Source organism: Planktothrix sp. PLAVEN19ND (genome assembly GCF_057220675.1).
The window spans coordinates 2,974,476-2,991,234 of the sequence record NZ_CM170132.1; the positions used below are offsets into that span (position 1 = coordinate 2,974,476).

Sequence of the window (16,759 nt, forward strand, 5' to 3'; positions counted from 1 at the left end):
CGAACTTGGATCAATGGGTTAAATAAAGGGGAATAAAATCTCAAATTCCGTACCCTTTCCCGGCTGCGATCGCAATTTTAATTGTCCGCCATGTTTGGCGGTAACAATATGATAACTCAGGGATAAACTGGTTTCTTTTTCCGTGCGTTTGAGATTAGAAAATGAATCTAGGATTTTTTGTTGTTCTTGGGGAGACAATCCCGGGCCATTATCGGCAATGGAAATTGAAACCCAACGTTCGGGAGGGCTGAGATTCTCAACCGCAGATGAATCTAAACCAATCATCATTGTTGTAATCACAATTTGCGGAGTCTTGCCCGACTCTAAACTTGGGGAAAGACTATATTCATCGACCCAATCTTGTCTCACCAATTGATTGAGCAAGGCATCAAAACCATGAATCAAAATATTGATAAATACTTGACTCAACTGTCCGACATAACAAGTGACTGGAGGTAAATGACCGTAATTTTTTACCACGTTAATTTCTCGGTTAATCCGGCTTTTCATTAACAGTAAAATACTATCTAAATGACTGTGTAAATCTGCGGGTTTGGGATGGATTTCATCAATGTGACAAAAGTTTTGTAAACTGGTTGCTAATTTACTTAATCGTTCCGTACCACTTTTGATGCTTGATAGAATCCGAGGGAAATCTTGGCGGAGAAAATCAAATTCAATTTCTTCCTTCAGGTTCTCAAGGGCTGGCAATTTCTGGGGATAATGGGATTCATAGGCATCTAAAAGTTCAATCAAACTATCACTATAGGTGATTAAATAGGTTAAATTGCCCCAAATAAATCCCACCGGATCTAAAATTTCATGGGCAACGCCATCAACTAATCTTCCTAAACTTGCCATTTTTTCACTTTGTAACAGTTGAACTTGAGTTCTCTCATAGCGAACTTGAGTTTCAATTCCTCGAATTTGCCAATAGGCAAGATTTAATTCATGGCTGTTTAAAAGACGATAGGAAACCATCCAAGGATAATCCTTAGAAGCCGGCCAATTTCCTTGTACCACAATCGGATCTATATATCCAGGGGCAGTTCGCTTCAAGGACTGTTGAGTTGCTGTGAGAATTGTGGTTTGTGCAGGTAATACTAATACCGGAGTTCTAACATAACTATAAAGCACATCTAGGGATTGATCTAAAAATAATTCTAACCCCTGGGGACGTAAAAAAAATTCTAGGAGATCTCGCCGAGAAATTATTCCTAAAAATTCAGAAGTGGAGTTTTCTTTTTGGTCTACAATAATTACTCCGGGGAGTAAGGGATGTCTTTCAAACTGTTGCACAAGAGTTCGCACGCCGGAACTCAAAACCACTTGAAAATCGTATAGGGGTAAATCTTCTAGGGTGGAGTCTAAACTTAAATCTCCTCCGGTTTGACTTTCCCATAAATATGGTACAGATAGGCTCGCCAAGGTACTTTCTCGCAGGATTAATTACACAATATCTTATAGCCTAGACTAACATTAAGTTGGAAAAAATCCCTCAAAAATTAGTTAATTTTAATTACCAGTGAGGGTTATCTTGCAATAACGCTTGAGCCGCATCCGCATCTAAAGGACGGGCAAAGAAATAACCCTGTCCTTCTTCACAGCCCAAATTTTTCAGCAGGGACAACTGTTCTGCGGTTTCTACCCCTTCGGCGGTCACAGTCATATTTAGATGATGGCCGAGGGTAATAATGGCTTGAATAATGTCTAAATTTTGACGGGTTTCACTAATTCGTTGAATAAAAGATCGATCAATTTTTAAATTATGTAAGGGAAATCGATGTAAATAACTTAGGGAGGAATACCCCGTGCCAAAATCATCAATACTTAACTGAATATCTCGGTCTCTGAGTTGTTGTAAAAGTTCGGCGGCGGATTCGGGATGTTCCATGATGGCACTTTCGGTAATTTCCAATTTTAAATAACTGCTATTTAATTGAGTTTGTAAAATGATTTTATCAATATTTTGAATTAAATTCAGTTGAGAAAACTGTTTTACGGATAAATTAACACTCATTTTAATCTTGTTTTTAAATAAACCCCGATCTTGCCAAATTTTTAACTGCTGACAGGCTTCTTTTAAAACCCATAAACCGATGGGAACAATTAACCCGGTTTCTTCGGCTGCGGGAATAAAATCCCCGGGGGATATTAGACCTTTTTTCCCATGATGCCACCTTAATAATGCTTCAAATCCGTTAATTCTCCCCGTTGCTAAGGAGATAATTGGTTGATAATATAAGATAAATTCTTGACGGTGTAATGCCAATCTTAAATCTGTTTCTAATTCTAAGCGTTGTTGGGCATGACGGTGCATTTGGGTATCAAAAACTTGATACCGAGCCTTTCCTTTGGCTTTGGCTTGATACATGGCAATATCGGCATCTCTTAAAAGATGTTCCGGTTCTTGATAGGTTTTATTCCCAATAACAATCCCAATACTGGCATTAATAAATAATTCCTGTTCCTCAAATTGAAACGGCCAACTCATAGAGGTTTGGATTTTTTGAGCCAAACGACTGGCATCGTCAATATCCTGAATATTTTCTAATAAGATAGTAAACTCATCGCCCCCAAACCGTGCTAACATATCCGTAGAGGATAAATGGGTTTTCAGGCGGCGAGCGATCGCAATTAATAGCCGATCTCCAGCAAAATGTCCCAGGGAATCATTGACTACTTTAAACCGATCACAATCCAAAAATAAAACTCCAAATTGATAATTGGGTTCCCGTTGGGTGCGTTGTAATGCCTGGATCAGTCGATTCATAAATAAAACCCGATTCGGTAAATTGGTGAGGGCATCATGGGATGCCAGATGTAGTAATCTGGTTTGGGTTTTCTGGTGTTCTGCAATTTCCTTTTCTAGCTTGTGATTTAAGCCTTTTAATTGGGCATTGACAATTTCTAATTCTATCGTCCGAGATTGGACTCGCTGTTCTAATTTCTCATTCAATTGTCGAATTTCAGCCTTAGCCAATTGTAAGGCTATTTGATTCTCAATCCGCGCTACTACTTCTTCAAATTGAAAAGGTTTAGTAATATAATCCACCCCGCCCACTTGAAAGGCTTTGACTTTATCAATCACTTCATTCAAAGCACTTAAAAAAATTACTGGTATATCACGAGTTTGTTCATTCGCCTTCAAGGATTGACAAACGGTATAACCGTCCATATCGGGCATTTTGATATCTAATAAAATCAAATCAGGTGGCAGAGTTTGTACAGCCATAATTGCCATTTGTCCATTCATTACCCCCCGAACTTTATATCCCATTTGGATCAAAGTATTCGATAACAGACGTAGATTTTCTAGGGTGTCATCTACAATTAAAATATCGGCTTTAAAAGATCGATTAAAAGAATGATTCATTGCTGGGTCGCTTTATGAGCTAAATCCATTATCTGATCAAAAGAAAAATTATTCACTAATAGGATGAGAGATTCTGCGACCGGACTGTGGGATACGGGAATTTGTTGCACCAGTTGTAAAATTTGTTCGCCATCGGCGGCAGCCGCACTGTAGCGCAATGCGACTAACCATTCAGAAGACATCATAGTTAACGCATCCGGGCTAATGATGGAGCTTGGCGGGGGTGCTAAGGGTTCTAAAGTGGGAAGATCGGGTGTGTATAAATATCGTACCCCTAAATAGTGGGCAATTTTTTCTAATAGGGCATCTTCTCGGAAGGGTTTTTTGACAAAATCATCACATCCCACTGATAAAACTATAGCTCGTTCTTCCTCAAAAACACTAGCGGTTAAAGCAATAATCACCGTCGCTTGACCTTTTAATTGGGATTTGATTTGTTTTGTGGCTTCGTAACCATCCATGATCGGCATCCGCATATCCATCAAGACTAAATGGGGTTGCCATTCATTCCATACTTTTAATGCTTCTTGACCATTTTCCGCCTCAGCCACCTCAAACCCCAAAGGAGATAATAGTTTAACTAATAATTGGCGATTGGTAAATCGGTCATCTACCACTAAAATTCGGAATTGGGGTTGATTTTCGGCTAAACCAATAATTCGTTTTTGAGTCTGAAGTTCTTGAATATCCTCGACTTCAGCCGGATTAACTTGAAGATAGAATTTAAAAATTGTTCCTTGATTTAGGATACTATTGACTTGAATATCGCCACCCATTAACTGGATAAATTTTTGACTAATGGCTAATCCTAACCCGGTTCCCTGTTGCGATTGACGTCCTGTTTCCGTTTGGCTAAATGCCTCAAAAACTTGATGGATCTCATCGGAGGCAATGCCGTAGCCAGTATCTTCGATCTCAAATTCAAGGGTTAGTTTGGGTTCGATATCCTCAAATTTATGATCGGCTTGAGGCTGCTTTTTTACTCTTAATATTACTTGTCCTGTGCTAGTAAATTTAATTCCATTTGATAATAAATTTATGAGAATTTGGCGAAATTTACTTTCATCGGTTTTAATATATTGAGGCAAGCCTGGATCTAATTCAAAAATTAGCTGTATTCCTTTAGATTGTGCTTTTAATTCAAACATTTGTTCTAAGGTTGTAAAACAGGAATGGAGATTAAAACAACTCAGATTTATCTGGGTTTTTCCCGATTCAATTTTGGTTAAATCTAAAATTTCATTAATTAATTTGAGTAAATGTTCTCCAGAACGATTGACAATTTCCAGGTTTTCTGAAAGTTGAGCATCGCCGTTATACTGACGGAGCATTAATTGGGTAAACCCTAAAATCGCGTGTAAAGGAGTTCTTAATTCATGACTCATATTCGCTAAAAATAGGCTTTTAGCCAGATTAGCTAATTCTGCCGATTCCTTAGCTTGTTTCAATTCTAGGGTTCGTTCTTCGACTCGAACTTCTAGGGTATCAAAGGATTGTTTCAGTTCAGATACCATTTGATTAAAAGATTGAGATAAAACCTCTAATTCATCAATACTATAAACTTCAGTTTTGGGTAGAATTTCTTCTAATTTTCCTTGGGCAATTTTTTGAGAATCTTGATTTAATTTTATAATCGGTTTCATAATCCATCGGGCGGTTAAAATTCCCAAGATTACGGATAAACCCAAGGCTAAAAAGCAAAGAATAATTGTTCTTTTTTGATTGTTTTGGATCTTTTGCGTAAAGTCTGATTCGGGAACAACCACCACAATTAACCAATCTAAACCTCTGGGGTCGGAATAGGGAACAATTTGGATCAGTTGTCTTTGATTATTATAAATAAAGTCGAGTTGTTGTTTGCTATTAATATTATTAAATTTTTCAAAATGTTCCAATAAAAAAATAGCTGTATTTTGTAATACTTTGTCGGAACTTTCAATCGCTTTAATTCTTTGAGTTTTACCCTGTTTATCTACTAAAAATGATCTATTTAAACTAGAACTAGCTACAATTAAACCGGAACGTTCAATAATAAAGGTTTGCCCTGATTTACCGACTTCTATACTTTTTAAAAAGTCACTGACTTGGTTTAGAAATAAGTGACTCGCTAATACTCCTAACACTTTTCCCTGATTATCCTTAACAACAACACTAGCAGGTAATACCATTTCAGGATAGGCATAATAAGTGAAAATTGGACTCCAAATGGATTGATCTGTTTGCAATGCTGCTTTGTACCAAGGTCGCTCTCGAATCACAAAATTTGGTGTTTCTTGGACTAATTTTTGAGGGTTTCCTTGAGCATCTAATTCATAAAATTGAATACTTCCCTGGGTAGATGGATCAGCTTTCATCATCAGTAAACCCGAATGATCAAATCTTCCTACTCCGATAAATTCATTTTTTTCACTCCCAAATAAAATAAAACTGATGGTTTTAAACGATTGTACTTGTAACCAAAAATGATTTTTTAAGTTTTGCATATTATCAATATCAATATAACCGGATTTAATCGCATCTAAATTGAGTTGATTAATTAAATGGGGAACTTCTAAAAATTGATACAATCTTTGTTCAATTCGGTTAGAAATTTCATTTCTGAGTTGATAAGCAACATCTCCAACGGAGGCTTTACTGCTACGAAAAGACAACCAGCCAATTAGTCCAACAGTGCCAAATAGTTGTAAAATAAAAGGAACAATTAGAACCCATCGTAGGGGAAATTTAATTAATAAGGGCTTCATAGGATAAGTGATTAATAAATTAAAATTTTTGATGAATTGCGATCGCAGTCAGATTGAATCAATAATATTTTAACCCATTGACAAGGGGGGAGTAGACAGTTTCTCAAACTGTCCATGATAGTTGAGGGGTTTTGCGGCTCAAAACTACAATAGAATCAACAATAACGCCCCAAGGAAGTCACGATTATGAGCAATAAACAAATGTTGGCACAAAAAGATACATCCGCTTGGATTCTTCAAGTTTGGCTATCTTTTATTCTGGCTGTATCCACAACCGCCGTCGGGATTGCTTACCTTCCTGTTGATATTTGGGTGAAAGGATTTATGGGGATGGGTTTAACCTTTTCGGTGGGGTCTTCTTTTACTTTAGCTAAAACTGTTCGAGATAATTATGAAGCGGACAAATTATTATCTAAAGTTGATCAAGCTAAGTTAGAAAAATTATTAGCTGAATATAATCCGATGAAGTGATTTAGGCTGTTAATTACCTATTAAAATATAATAGATTAAAATAGGCAAAAGGAGAATATTCTGCTTTTGCCTATTTGCATTCTTGAATTAATTAAAGGATTTATCCCGCTTGTATCCCCAAATTGCTAAAAAACTTAAAACACAAGTAGTCCAGAGTAACCACTCAAAATTCACATCTAAATGCTGATCATTAATTATACCTTCAATAAAATTATTGAGATTAATTTTTCCTGCCCAACTAACTAATTGTGAATAATGATAGAAAGGCGAAAAAGGCATCAATTTTTTCAAAAGTATCGGCATATGGGGCAATGGAAAACTTGTGAAGGCTGCCATGAATAGAAGAATCACAAGGGGAATAGTAATATCTTTTATGTTAAACCAATATCCCAATGCACATCCTAGAATTGTCATCACTAGCATTCCCAGCATTAAGCTAGAAAAGAGGGCTAACCAAACTATAAAATCTTGCTGAATACCACCTTTAGAAATTCCTAATCCAAACATTAATCCTAATTCTAAGCTATAAACTATGAATGCAATGATGACTTTTGAAACTAAATAAATCCAAGGAGATAGGGGAGTAACTCGTAATAACTTAGTCCATCCTTGAGTTCTATCACTTGCAATTCGTTGAGCAACTAGCTGACTAGCAATAAAAAAAGGACTTATTGCAGCAACAAGTATTAGTATTTGCCAACCAATATTAGGCTGATCAAGATTATGATTAAAACCCAAAGGGAGCGCAATAGAAATAACCAGGATCAATCCGATTAACAAAGGGTTTCTAATCAAGTCAAGAAGTTCAACCCATAACTGTCCTTTCAAAGAAGATGACAATTGAGAAACTCGATTTTTTAATTGTTCTGATGATTTCTGAACATTAATCACTTTCGTTTCCGTATTTATAATTTCTACAGATCGAGAAGTTTTTTCTTCTTGAAGTTGACCCTTACTTAAGGTTAAAATTCGAGTTACTAAGTCCTTCAGTTCCGCTTTGTCAGTTTGAGAATGACTAATAAATATAACTGTTTTACCTTCAAGAATAAAATTTTTGACTTGTTGCAAAAATTCTTTAATTGCTTCTGTCGCTAAACTACGAGTTGGTTCATCAAGAATTAAAAGATCAGGATTCCCTATTATAGATAGTAAAAAATAGAGATGTTGTTCTTGCCCCCCCGATAGTTCGGAGGCGAGTCTGTATTCTTTATCTTTCAGTTTAGTTATTTTTAAAAGTTCTTCAATTCTTTCGGAAGATAAAGGATGAGGATAATAACTTCTAATTAAGTTAATGAGTTCTCGAACTTTTAGATGATCCGGTACTCTAGCTTTTTGCAGCATACACCCTAGCTGAAATCGAGATTTAGGATCATTGGGTGAATTTCCAAACACTTCAATTGTGCCCCCATCAGGATTTTTTAATCCTACTACTAAATCCATAAGTGTTGTTTTTCCCGATCCAATATCTCCTTGTAAAATTATCAATTCACCTGGCTGAACAATGAGGTTAATCTGATTCAAGATGAGATTATTACCGTAAGATTTAGAAACGTTTTTAAGTTCAATAATATTCATAGTTAACCTCCTATATGTGACAAATCCAATATTTAATAACTGACCATATCCCCAGCCCAAATACTATAGCTGGAAACAAAGGAACTCCAATAATTGTTAGTCCAATCATTCCACAAATTCCTAGGAGTATTTCTACAGGATTATTGGGAGCAAAACACTTAATATTATCGAGAGTATTAGTAAAATCAGTTATCAATGGTACTACAATAATAACAGTAAAAATGATACCAACAATCATCAAAACGATATTTCTAATGTCTAACCCATGATTTGATAAAATTTTAGTTACTGGGTGATCCTGATCCGGTGAGTTCATAATTGATATCTCCTAACTCCAATAAAATTACATTGTTAACCAATAGACGAACATATTTTAGTTATTGGGAACTCCACAAATAAAATACCGCAGCCGCTAAGCCACCAAGTATTACAGCAGGTGCAACGGCTGCACCAGCAGCAATAGCACCAACAGTTAAAACACTGCCAACAACAATTACAACACCCATTTCTGATAAATTTATATCAGGAATGGGTGGACTAGGGGTGGGTACTGGAGGATGGTCTGAGCCATCCGGCTTAGGTGAAACCCGAGCAGATGGCGGAGGATTTTCTTTAATTAGCCCGGTTTTTTTGGGTTCAGAAGAATCTATTTTTCTATGATTTTCATTAGGAGATGAATCTACTTTTATAAAAGGTTTATCTGAATGCTGAATACTCCAGGTTTGAAAGAAAATCAAGGGTGTCCACAATAAAATCAAAATTCGGAATGCCCACGTTGGCGAAATTTTGAATAGGGGTTTTCCTATTTTTAATGTCTTGGGAACACCAGATAATTTAGACTGGGTGGAATCCATAAGAATAAAATCCTGCTTAATGATACCCTCAATAAAATATAATAAATTAATATTTCTCAAGTGTCATCAGTAAATTTACGGAAATTTTTTTTCCCTTGTTCCCTCATTATGCCCTTGAATTACAATTTAAGCTAACGAGAAGGAGTGGGGCGGGTTTAGTAATATTGGGGTGAAGTGACAAAGCTCTCGGAGAACCCGCCCCTACAATTTTTTTAAAACAGGTTATAGCAGTATTAAGCTAATAATAATCGTCCCTTGGGTTCAGGAATAGAACGTCCTAACTCTTGCGCTGTTTCAATCCATTCTTGCATAATAATTTCTACATTTTCTAATGCTTCTTGATAGGTTTTTCCATCCGCAGCACATCCAGGTAACTCTGGTACTTCTGCAATAAACGCTTGATCTTCATGACTCCAATAAATAACTATTTTATATCGTAGCATTTTAATTTTCTAAGGGTTGAGACTGGATAATTTTTTGCAATTTCTGTTTAACTTCTGGTTTTACATTTAACTCCACATCAGGATCACCAAAATATTCCTCTAAGCATTGCTCAACGGTGTGCCGAATTAAATCTTGAAGTTGTTCTACAGTCAGATTACTTACTAACATTGTTAATCCCCAGATTCTCAACTGTTTAAATTAATTATATCAAAATTAAACCAAAGATTAAAATAGGCAAAAGAAGAATATTCTCCTTTTGCCCAATACCAACTAAATGAATATAAAAAAAGGCAGTTTTAGCCCGCCAGAAATCGGGTTTCTTCCGTCATCTTTTGATTATTCAGCAAAGGTTAAGTCAGAAACCTGATTTCTGAGCACATGATCCGACTTGTTTATAAACGCCGCAAAAATGCCATAGATTCAACATGGGACGTTTGCGGGAAAAAATCCGCAGGTTGTACCCGCACTAATTCATAAACTCCGGTTTCACATAAAATCTTCAGATCTCTGGCTAGGGTGGCGGGTCTACAACTAATATAAATCAAGTGTTGCGGTTGCAGTGACCGTAAGGTTTCTAAGACCGTGCGATCGCAGCCTTTTCGGGGAGGATCAAGCAAAACAACATCCGGTTTATATCCTAACTGGGGTAACAACTTTTGCACCGTTCCTAATTTAAACTCTACCTGATCAAGCTGATTAAAAATCGCATTTTTTCGAGCCTGGTCTATGGCGGTTTCTTGGACTTCTAAACCCATGACTTGGGGAAGATCGGAGGGCTGAATTGAACCTCTTTGTTTTTTCAATAAATAGGAAGCTAGGGGTAAAGTAAAGGTTCCAATCCCACAATAGGCATCAACAATGCGTTCAGTCCCTTGTAAATTAAGTTCCTGGAGCATGATTTCTAATAATGCTTCCGCCACTTCCGTATTCACTTGAAAAAACGTATCGGGCCCTAGAAAAAACGTTAACCCCCCAAATTCTTCTTTTAAATAGGGATGACCCGCTAAACAGCGTGTTTCCTGACCAAAAATCACATTAGTTTGATCGGGATTCAAATTTAAACAAACCCCTTGTAACCCCGGATATTGTTCTAACCAAGTTTCCGCCTGTTCCGTCAGTCCGGGTAAACTGGCTTGGGTGGCAATTAAGGTTAATAACATTTCCCCGGTACGCCGTCCAATTCTGAGGGAGAGATGGCGAAGTTTGCCCCGATGTTGGGCTTCTTCATAAATTGACCATCCCCGGTTTTGAATATCCTGTTTCACATTAGCCAGTAAAGGATTTAGCCGTTGATCCTGTACCGGACATTGATTTAAGTTAACCAAACGATGGCTATGTTTCTGGAAGTAACCCGCCTGGACTTGACCCGTTGCTGACCGTCCTAGGGGATAGGTAACTTTATTGCGATAACCTAATTCCGACGCTCCTGCTAACACCTGATCCACCGGAGGATCGATAAATCCTCCAATTTTTTCTAAGGTTTTAACGACTAAATTTCGCTTACTTTGCAGTTGCAGCGCATAATCAATATGTTGCCACTGACATCCGCCACATTTATCCGCCACAATACATCGAGGGGAAATGCGATCGGTTGAGGGGCTTAACAGTCGGTCTAACTTGCCTTCTGCATATTGGGTTTTCACCCGCACTAACCGCACCCGCACCCGATCGCCAGGAACTGTATCAGGAACAAATATAACCCGCTCTTGGTAACGACCGACGCCACTACCTTCATCGGTCAAATCTGTGATTTCGACTTCAACTTGTTGCCCTTGCTGCCACATTATTAATCAGTTATCAGTAATCAGTTATCAGTAATCAATGGGTTGATCAAGATTTTAGTTTATTTAAAAAAAATCTCCCCGGAACCTGTCTCTACAGAGTAAACAGTAAACAGTGAAAGAAATAAAGTATAGATCTATTTTACTGTAAATAACTGCAAACTACCTCTTAACTGATAACTGATGACTGATGACTGATAACTGATTAACCGTTGAGGGGTGAAAATTAAGAATTGTTAAGGGTATTCAGACTAAACCGGGGCAGATAACTCTTGACTCTGCCCGATCTCCACGACTTTGCACAGGTGTTTCCACCCCACTTTGATGAGGATGGATGAAAGTTTACAAAGGTTATGACTTCCCCTGATCCCCTCAAGTCGCTAAACTACTTAATGGTATCTTGAAAAACTTTAATAGCTCTGAGGTTTTAGATGACAGTAGTTAGCCAAGTTATTCTCAAAGCTGACGATGAACTCCGTTATCCTAGTGTTGGTGAACTCAAAAACATCAATGACTTTTTAAAAACGGGTGAACAGCGCGTGCGAATTGCTTCGACCCTTGCGGATAATGAAAAGAAGATTGTAGAGCGTGCTAGTAACCAACTGTGGAAAAAACGCCCTGATTTTATTGCCCCCGGTGGTAATGCGTCCGGCTCACGGGAACGGGCCCTATGCCTTCGGGACTATGGCTGGTATCTGCGGTTGATTACCTATGGAGTTCTTTCGGGTGATAAAGATCCCATTGAAGACATTGGTTTAATCGGTGTCAAAGATATGTATAACTCTTTGGGTGTTCCGATGCCTGGGATGGTGGAAGCGGTTCGTTGTCTCAAGGAAGCGTCTCTGGCGTTACTCGATGACGAAGATGCGAAGGAAGCAGCCCCCTACTTTGACTTTATCATTCAAGCCATGTCCTAATTTTCAGCCTGGTTTTCAGGTGTCTGTGAAGATGCACTTAGTGTCCGTCTTCACAGATTTTTTGTATGTAGCAGGGAATTAGGAATTAGGAATTAGGAAAAGAACGGCGATAATGGCGTAGGGTTTGAATTAATCTGCCTCCTCGTTTGAGAGCGATATCGGCTAGTTCCACAATCCATTGATTCGGTATAGCTTGGGGTTGCACCGCCACAATATAATTAAGGGCTTCTGCTTCTTTTCCGATTCCTAAACCATAGGCATATAGGGTAAATGCGATCGCCGTTGATCGACTAATTCCTGCTTGACAATGAATTAATAAATCTCCTTGATGGGCACGAACAGATTTCATAAAATGAAGGGCTTTTAAAATATGTTGAAGACTGGGTAAAACATATTCAGGATCATGGCAGGGGGTATCAATATCATCAAATTCTAATCGTAATCGATTCGGAACTTGATCGAACCCTTCAGGCAGTTCACTACCCGGACTACCGATAGAAATTAAATGGTGAATATTTGCTCCTCGAAATTTCTGTAAAATATATTCACTAGCTTCCGCCCTAGATCCAATCCAGAGTTTAGGTAAATTAGCATGGGGAGAAGTAATATCAGAATCCAATAATATTTTTAATAGGGTTGTTGGTGAGGGAGAATCTAATTTTTGCAAAGCCGTTTCTGCCCAGGAACGCACATAAATATCCGTATCATTCAAGGCGGTTTTTAGACCCCCAATGGCTAAAGGAGTATTCATAGATTGAATCGTTTCAACCACTTTTGCCCGCACAAACGGATCGGGATCATGAATTTTATTGAGCAACTTATTAACAATAAAATCCCCTCCAATTCGACCTAAAACTTCAACAACCCGGATTCTAACATCTGAATTACCATGATTAAGAGCTTGTAAAAGTACCTTAATGGCAAAGGAATCGCCAATGGTTTCTAAGCCATAAACTGCATTAGTATAAACATAAAATTCTCGATCATCAAGGGAATTTTTTAACCCAATAATTGCTGCTGCTCCCCCTAAATTCCCTAATGCAGTTGCAGCCCGACCTCGGACATAATGCTCTGGATCGGAAACTAAAATTTCTCTTAATTTTGTTGTGGCTAAACGATTTTTGATTTTTCCTAAAGCGGCGGCGGCTCGCCAACGAACTTGACTATCTTCATGGTGCAAAGCCATAATTAATCCACGAATTGCCCGATCGCTGCCAATTTGCCCTAACGCCCAAATTGCCCAAAGACGGACTTTTTGTTGGGGATCTTTTAAGGCTTTTAATAGGGAAGATTCAGCAGCTTCACCGATTTGAGCGATCGCCCAAGCCGACCAAGCATTCACCAATTGATTGTTATGATGTAATCCTTTAAGCAACCAAGAAAGTAATAGGGGTGAACGGGTTTGTCCCAACAGACGAATTTTTAAAGCCAGGGGAATATTTAACTGGAGTACCCGAGAAAAAGCCTTAATTTGAAATTCAGGTTTAACATTTTTTGTTAATAAAATTCCTTGAATAATATTCAATTTTAAACCTAAACTCACCAATCGCAGAACTAATTCTTCCGACTCAACCTCCCCCAATACCTCTGCGAGAAAATCAAAGGTCAATGCACCCCGCAAATAGTCTTGTTTGAGTTGTTCATCACTCAACTGATGCAGTTGTTTTTTGAATATCTCAATATCTGAATAATTAATCATTGAATTGGGACAGACAGGGGAGCACCGGGAGCAGGGGGCATCTCAACGTAGTAAGTCCTTTAGGACTCTCTGAGAGGGATTACCGGGAGGCAAACTCTTGCTATTACCCATTCCCTAATTGCCTATTCCCTTATTCAGTTCTTATTTTATATTGATTTGGAGACTAATAATAGGATTAGTTTCACCCAAAACCTGCTAAAGTTGGAACCTGTAGCCCCGGTATGGCATAAGTCTATTATGGCGATTATTTCTTCAAAAAAGCAGTCCCCTGAACCCGAACCGTCTGATGAGTTTTCTGGGTTAGCGACTCCCATGGCTAAAAAATCCAGAAAATCCAAGAGTAGTGAGCCAACGGATGAATTGGATTATTTGTTAGCAGCCGAAGCGATACCCGAGGAAGAAATTAATCGTCAACAGGATGAGAAAATCCGACCCCATCGTTTAGAAGATTATGTGGGACAAAAGGATTTAAAAGAGGTTTTATCGATTGCGATCGCCGCGGCAAAATCCCGTCAGGAACCTTTAGATCATTTATTATTATATGGCCCGCCGGGATTGGGAAAAACCACCATGTCCTTAATTTTAGCCTCGGAAATGGGGGTGACTTGTAAAATTACCACGGCTCCCGCGTTAGAAAAACCTCGGGATATTGCCGGATTATTAGTTAGTTTAAAACCCGGGGAAGTCTTATTTATTGATGAAATTCATCGGTTATCTAAAGTGGCGGAGGAAATTTTATATCCGGCGATGGAGGATTGCCGATTAGATATTACTATTGGTCAGGGAAGATCGGCAAAAACTCGGAGTATTCCCCTGAAACCTTTTACGATTGTTGGTGCTACAACTCGGGTGGGTTCCCTCACGGCTCCCCTGCGCGATCGCTTCGGCATTATTCAACGGTTACGCTTTTATGAAGTGGACGAATTAAGTTTAATTGTTCAACGGAGTGCCAAGTTATTAAATACTCCGATCACCCCAGAAGGAGCGATAGAAATTGCTCAACGGGCTAGGGGAACCCCTCGAATTGCGAATCGTTTATTACGTCGAGTTCGGGATTATGTACAGGTGAAAAGTACGGGTGAAATTGATGCAGAAGTGGCGAATATTGCTTTGGAATTATTTAATGTTGATCCCCTGGGATTAGATTGGACAGACCGAAATATGTTAACGGCTATTATTGAAAAATTTCAAGGGGGGCCAGTGGGATTAGAAACCATGGCGGCAATTACGGGGGAAGATACCCAAACTATTGAAGAAGTTTATGAACCCTATTTAATGCAAATTGGGTTTATTCAACGGACAAATCGGGGTCGTGTAGCGACGCCTGCGGCTTGGAAACATTTAGGATTAGATCATCCTCAAAATAGTTAAATTAGCTATACTAATAATTGCAATAATCATCGGTGAATTATGCCAGGGACGATTTTTCTCTTAGCTGACGAAACTCAGCAAGAAACTTTAGTCAGCTTTGTGACTCAACACGCGAATATTCTGTCCCATTATCATCTAGCGGCTTTAGACAGTATCGCAACGGCTTTAACTCAACAGACCTGGTTAAAGGTTGAAACGGTTTTGCCTTTACGACAGGGGGGAGATATTGTCATCGCGTCTAAAATCACCGCCAGAGAAGAAATTGTAGCTGTTATTTATTTAGTAGAATCCACCCAAACCCACCTTTATGAATTCCCGCTTTTAAATTTATTAAGAGTTTGCAATATCTATAATATTCCGATCGCGACTAATACTGGAACCGCCGAAGCTATTATTGTGCAACTGCGACGAACTCGTTCGGCTCATTTGATTTTTAATCCTGTTGCTGGGGTAGGAAATGCCAATCAAGATTTATTATTAATTCGACAATTATTAGAACCTTATTTTCACTTAAAAGTTTGCTTAACAACCGCAGAAACTGATCCGACTCAATTAGCACAAGATGCGATCGAAGAAAAGGTGGATTTAGTCATCGCATCGGGGGGAGATGGCACGGTTTCTGCCGTAGCTGGAGCCGTGATAAATACTAATATTCCCTTGGGAATTATTCCTCGAGGAACTGCCAATGCTTTTTCGGTGGCTTTGGGAATTCCGACTAATATTCAAGGGGCTTGTGAAGTAATTATTGCGGGATTAGTTCGTACCGTTGATATGGCTTATTGTAATAGTTTACCGATGATTTTATTAGCGGGAATTGGGTTTGAAGCGGAAACAGTTAATAAGGCGGATCGAGATGCGAAAAAACGCTGGGGGCCCTTAGCTTATATCATGGCAGGATGGCAACAATTAAAGGAACAAAAAGACTTTGAAACGACAATTGAAATTAATGGCGAAATTAATCAAGTTGAAGCCGCCGCGATTACTATTGCTAATGTCGCCCCTGCTACTTCGGTTTTAGCTCAAGGTTTGGGACAAATTGTTCCTGATGATGGATTATTAGAGGTTTTAATCTATACTTCTCCGGTGAATAAAATGCAGGCGGTGGCGGGAATGATGGGTTTATTGGGGGCGGGTTTACTGAAGGTAGAAATTCAACGGGATAATATGATCGGATTTAGAACTCAACGGATTAGAATTTCTACAAATCCCCCCCAAAAAGTGGTTGTAGATGGGGAAATTATTGGGACAACACCGATAGAAGTGGAATGTGTTCCCAGGGGATTAATAATTATAACTCCGGCTTTTTCATCTTTACCAACGGTTGAAAGTATAGAAGCTGTTGATAGGATTGAAGCTGATAAAATAGGGAATAGCTTAACTGGTTGATGACATTGTTTTTAGAAAAGGCGATCGCCTAATTTCCCCTACATTTACCGAACTTAATCTAACCATTAATCAAATTTTCCTAAGTGAAATTTAACGTAGTAAGCCCTTTAGGGCTTTCTTTGAGGCGTAAACGCCCCACCA

14 protein-coding genes are annotated in these 16,759 nt (G+C 38.5%); 4 read left to right on the plus strand and 10 right to left on the minus strand.

What is annotated here, in order from left to right; genetic code table 11:
- Positions 1–18 precede the first annotated feature (18 nt).
- From AC2D3N_RS13065 to AC2D3N_RS13075, 3 genes are all read right to left on the minus strand, one after another.
- The gene (locus AC2D3N_RS13065) at positions 19–1,428 is read right to left on the minus strand and encodes a sensor histidine kinase (protein ID WP_484691095.1); all 1,410 of its coding nucleotides are present in this window, start codon (positions 1,426–1,428) and stop codon (positions 19–21) included.
- Positions 1,429–1,519: 91 nt separating this feature from the next.
- Positions 1,520–3,376, minus strand: a complete 1,857-nt coding sequence (locus AC2D3N_RS13070; RefSeq protein ID WP_079681125.1) for a two-component system response regulator — start codon at positions 3,374–3,376, stop codon at positions 1,520–1,522.
- A complete protein-coding gene (locus AC2D3N_RS13075) occupies positions 3,373–6,120 on the minus strand; it encodes a response regulator (RefSeq protein ID WP_484691096.1) in 2,748 nt (915 codons plus the stop codon). Before AC2D3N_RS13075 ends, AC2D3N_RS13070 begins: the two co-directional genes overlap by 4 nt.
- Before the next feature lie 186 nt (positions 6,121–6,306).
- On the opposite strand from AC2D3N_RS13075, the gene AC2D3N_RS13080 reads away from it, so the two are divergent.
- On the plus strand, positions 6,307–6,591 hold the full coding sequence (locus tag AC2D3N_RS13080; RefSeq protein ID WP_042155498.1) for a YiaA/YiaB family inner membrane protein: 285 nt from the start codon (positions 6,307–6,309) through the stop codon (positions 6,589–6,591).
- A gap of 87 nt (positions 6,592–6,678) precedes the next feature.
- On the opposite strand, the gene AC2D3N_RS13085 is transcribed toward AC2D3N_RS13080, so the two are convergent.
- From AC2D3N_RS13085 to rlmD, 6 genes are all read right to left on the minus strand, one after another.
- On the minus strand, positions 6,679–8,166 hold the full coding sequence (locus AC2D3N_RS13085; RefSeq protein ID WP_484691097.1) for an ATP-binding cassette domain-containing protein: 1,488 nt from the start codon (positions 8,164–8,166) through the stop codon (positions 6,679–6,681).
- A gap of 10 nt (positions 8,167–8,176) precedes the next feature.
- The gene (locus AC2D3N_RS13090; protein ID WP_484691098.1) at positions 8,177–8,482 is read right to left on the minus strand and encodes a hypothetical protein; all 306 of its coding nucleotides are present in this window, start codon (positions 8,480–8,482) and stop codon (positions 8,177–8,179) included.
- Positions 8,483–8,543: 61 nt separating this feature from the next.
- Entirely contained in the window at positions 8,544–9,020 is a 477-nt protein-coding gene (locus AC2D3N_RS13095) for a hypothetical protein (protein ID WP_484691099.1), read from the minus strand.
- Between the two features lie 233 nt (positions 9,021–9,253).
- On the minus strand, positions 9,254–9,463 hold the full coding sequence (locus AC2D3N_RS13100; RefSeq protein ID WP_484691100.1) for a type II toxin-antitoxin system HicB family antitoxin: 210 nt from the start codon (positions 9,461–9,463) through the stop codon (positions 9,254–9,256).
- A gap of 1 nt (position 9,464) precedes the next feature.
- Entirely contained in the window at positions 9,465–9,632 is a 168-nt protein-coding gene (locus AC2D3N_RS13105) for a hypothetical protein (protein WP_484691101.1), read from the minus strand.
- Between the two features lie 224 nt (positions 9,633–9,856).
- On the minus strand, positions 9,857–11,248 hold the full coding sequence (gene rlmD / locus AC2D3N_RS13110; RefSeq protein ID WP_484691102.1) for a 23S rRNA (uracil(1939)-C(5))-methyltransferase RlmD: 1,392 nt from the start codon (positions 11,246–11,248) through the stop codon (positions 9,857–9,859).
- A 428-nt stretch (positions 11,249–11,676) separates the two neighbouring features.
- Here rlmD and AC2D3N_RS13115 point away from each other — a divergent pair, with 428 nt between their 5' ends.
- The gene (locus AC2D3N_RS13115) at positions 11,677–12,162 is read left to right on the plus strand and encodes an allophycocyanin subunit alpha-B (protein WP_079681132.1); all 486 of its coding nucleotides are present in this window, start codon (positions 11,677–11,679) and stop codon (positions 12,160–12,162) included.
- A gap of 85 nt (positions 12,163–12,247) precedes the next feature.
- Here AC2D3N_RS13115 and AC2D3N_RS13120 read toward each other — a convergent pair whose 3' ends face one another.
- Positions 12,248–13,861 (minus strand): HEAT repeat domain-containing protein, encoded by a 1,614-nt coding sequence (locus AC2D3N_RS13120; RefSeq protein ID WP_484691103.1) that lies wholly within the window; start codon positions 13,859–13,861, stop codon positions 12,248–12,250.
- A 237-nt stretch (positions 13,862–14,098) separates the two neighbouring features.
- Between AC2D3N_RS13120 and ruvB the strand changes: the two genes are divergently transcribed.
- Entirely contained in the window at positions 14,099–15,232 is a 1,134-nt protein-coding gene (gene ruvB / locus AC2D3N_RS13125) for a Holliday junction branch migration DNA helicase RuvB (protein WP_079681134.1), read from the plus strand.
- Between the two features lie 39 nt (positions 15,233–15,271).
- On the plus strand, positions 15,272–16,618 hold the full coding sequence (locus AC2D3N_RS13130; RefSeq protein WP_484691104.1) for a YegS/Rv2252/BmrU family lipid kinase: 1,347 nt from the start codon (positions 15,272–15,274) through the stop codon (positions 16,616–16,618).
- Positions 16,619–16,759: the final 141 nt, after the last annotated feature.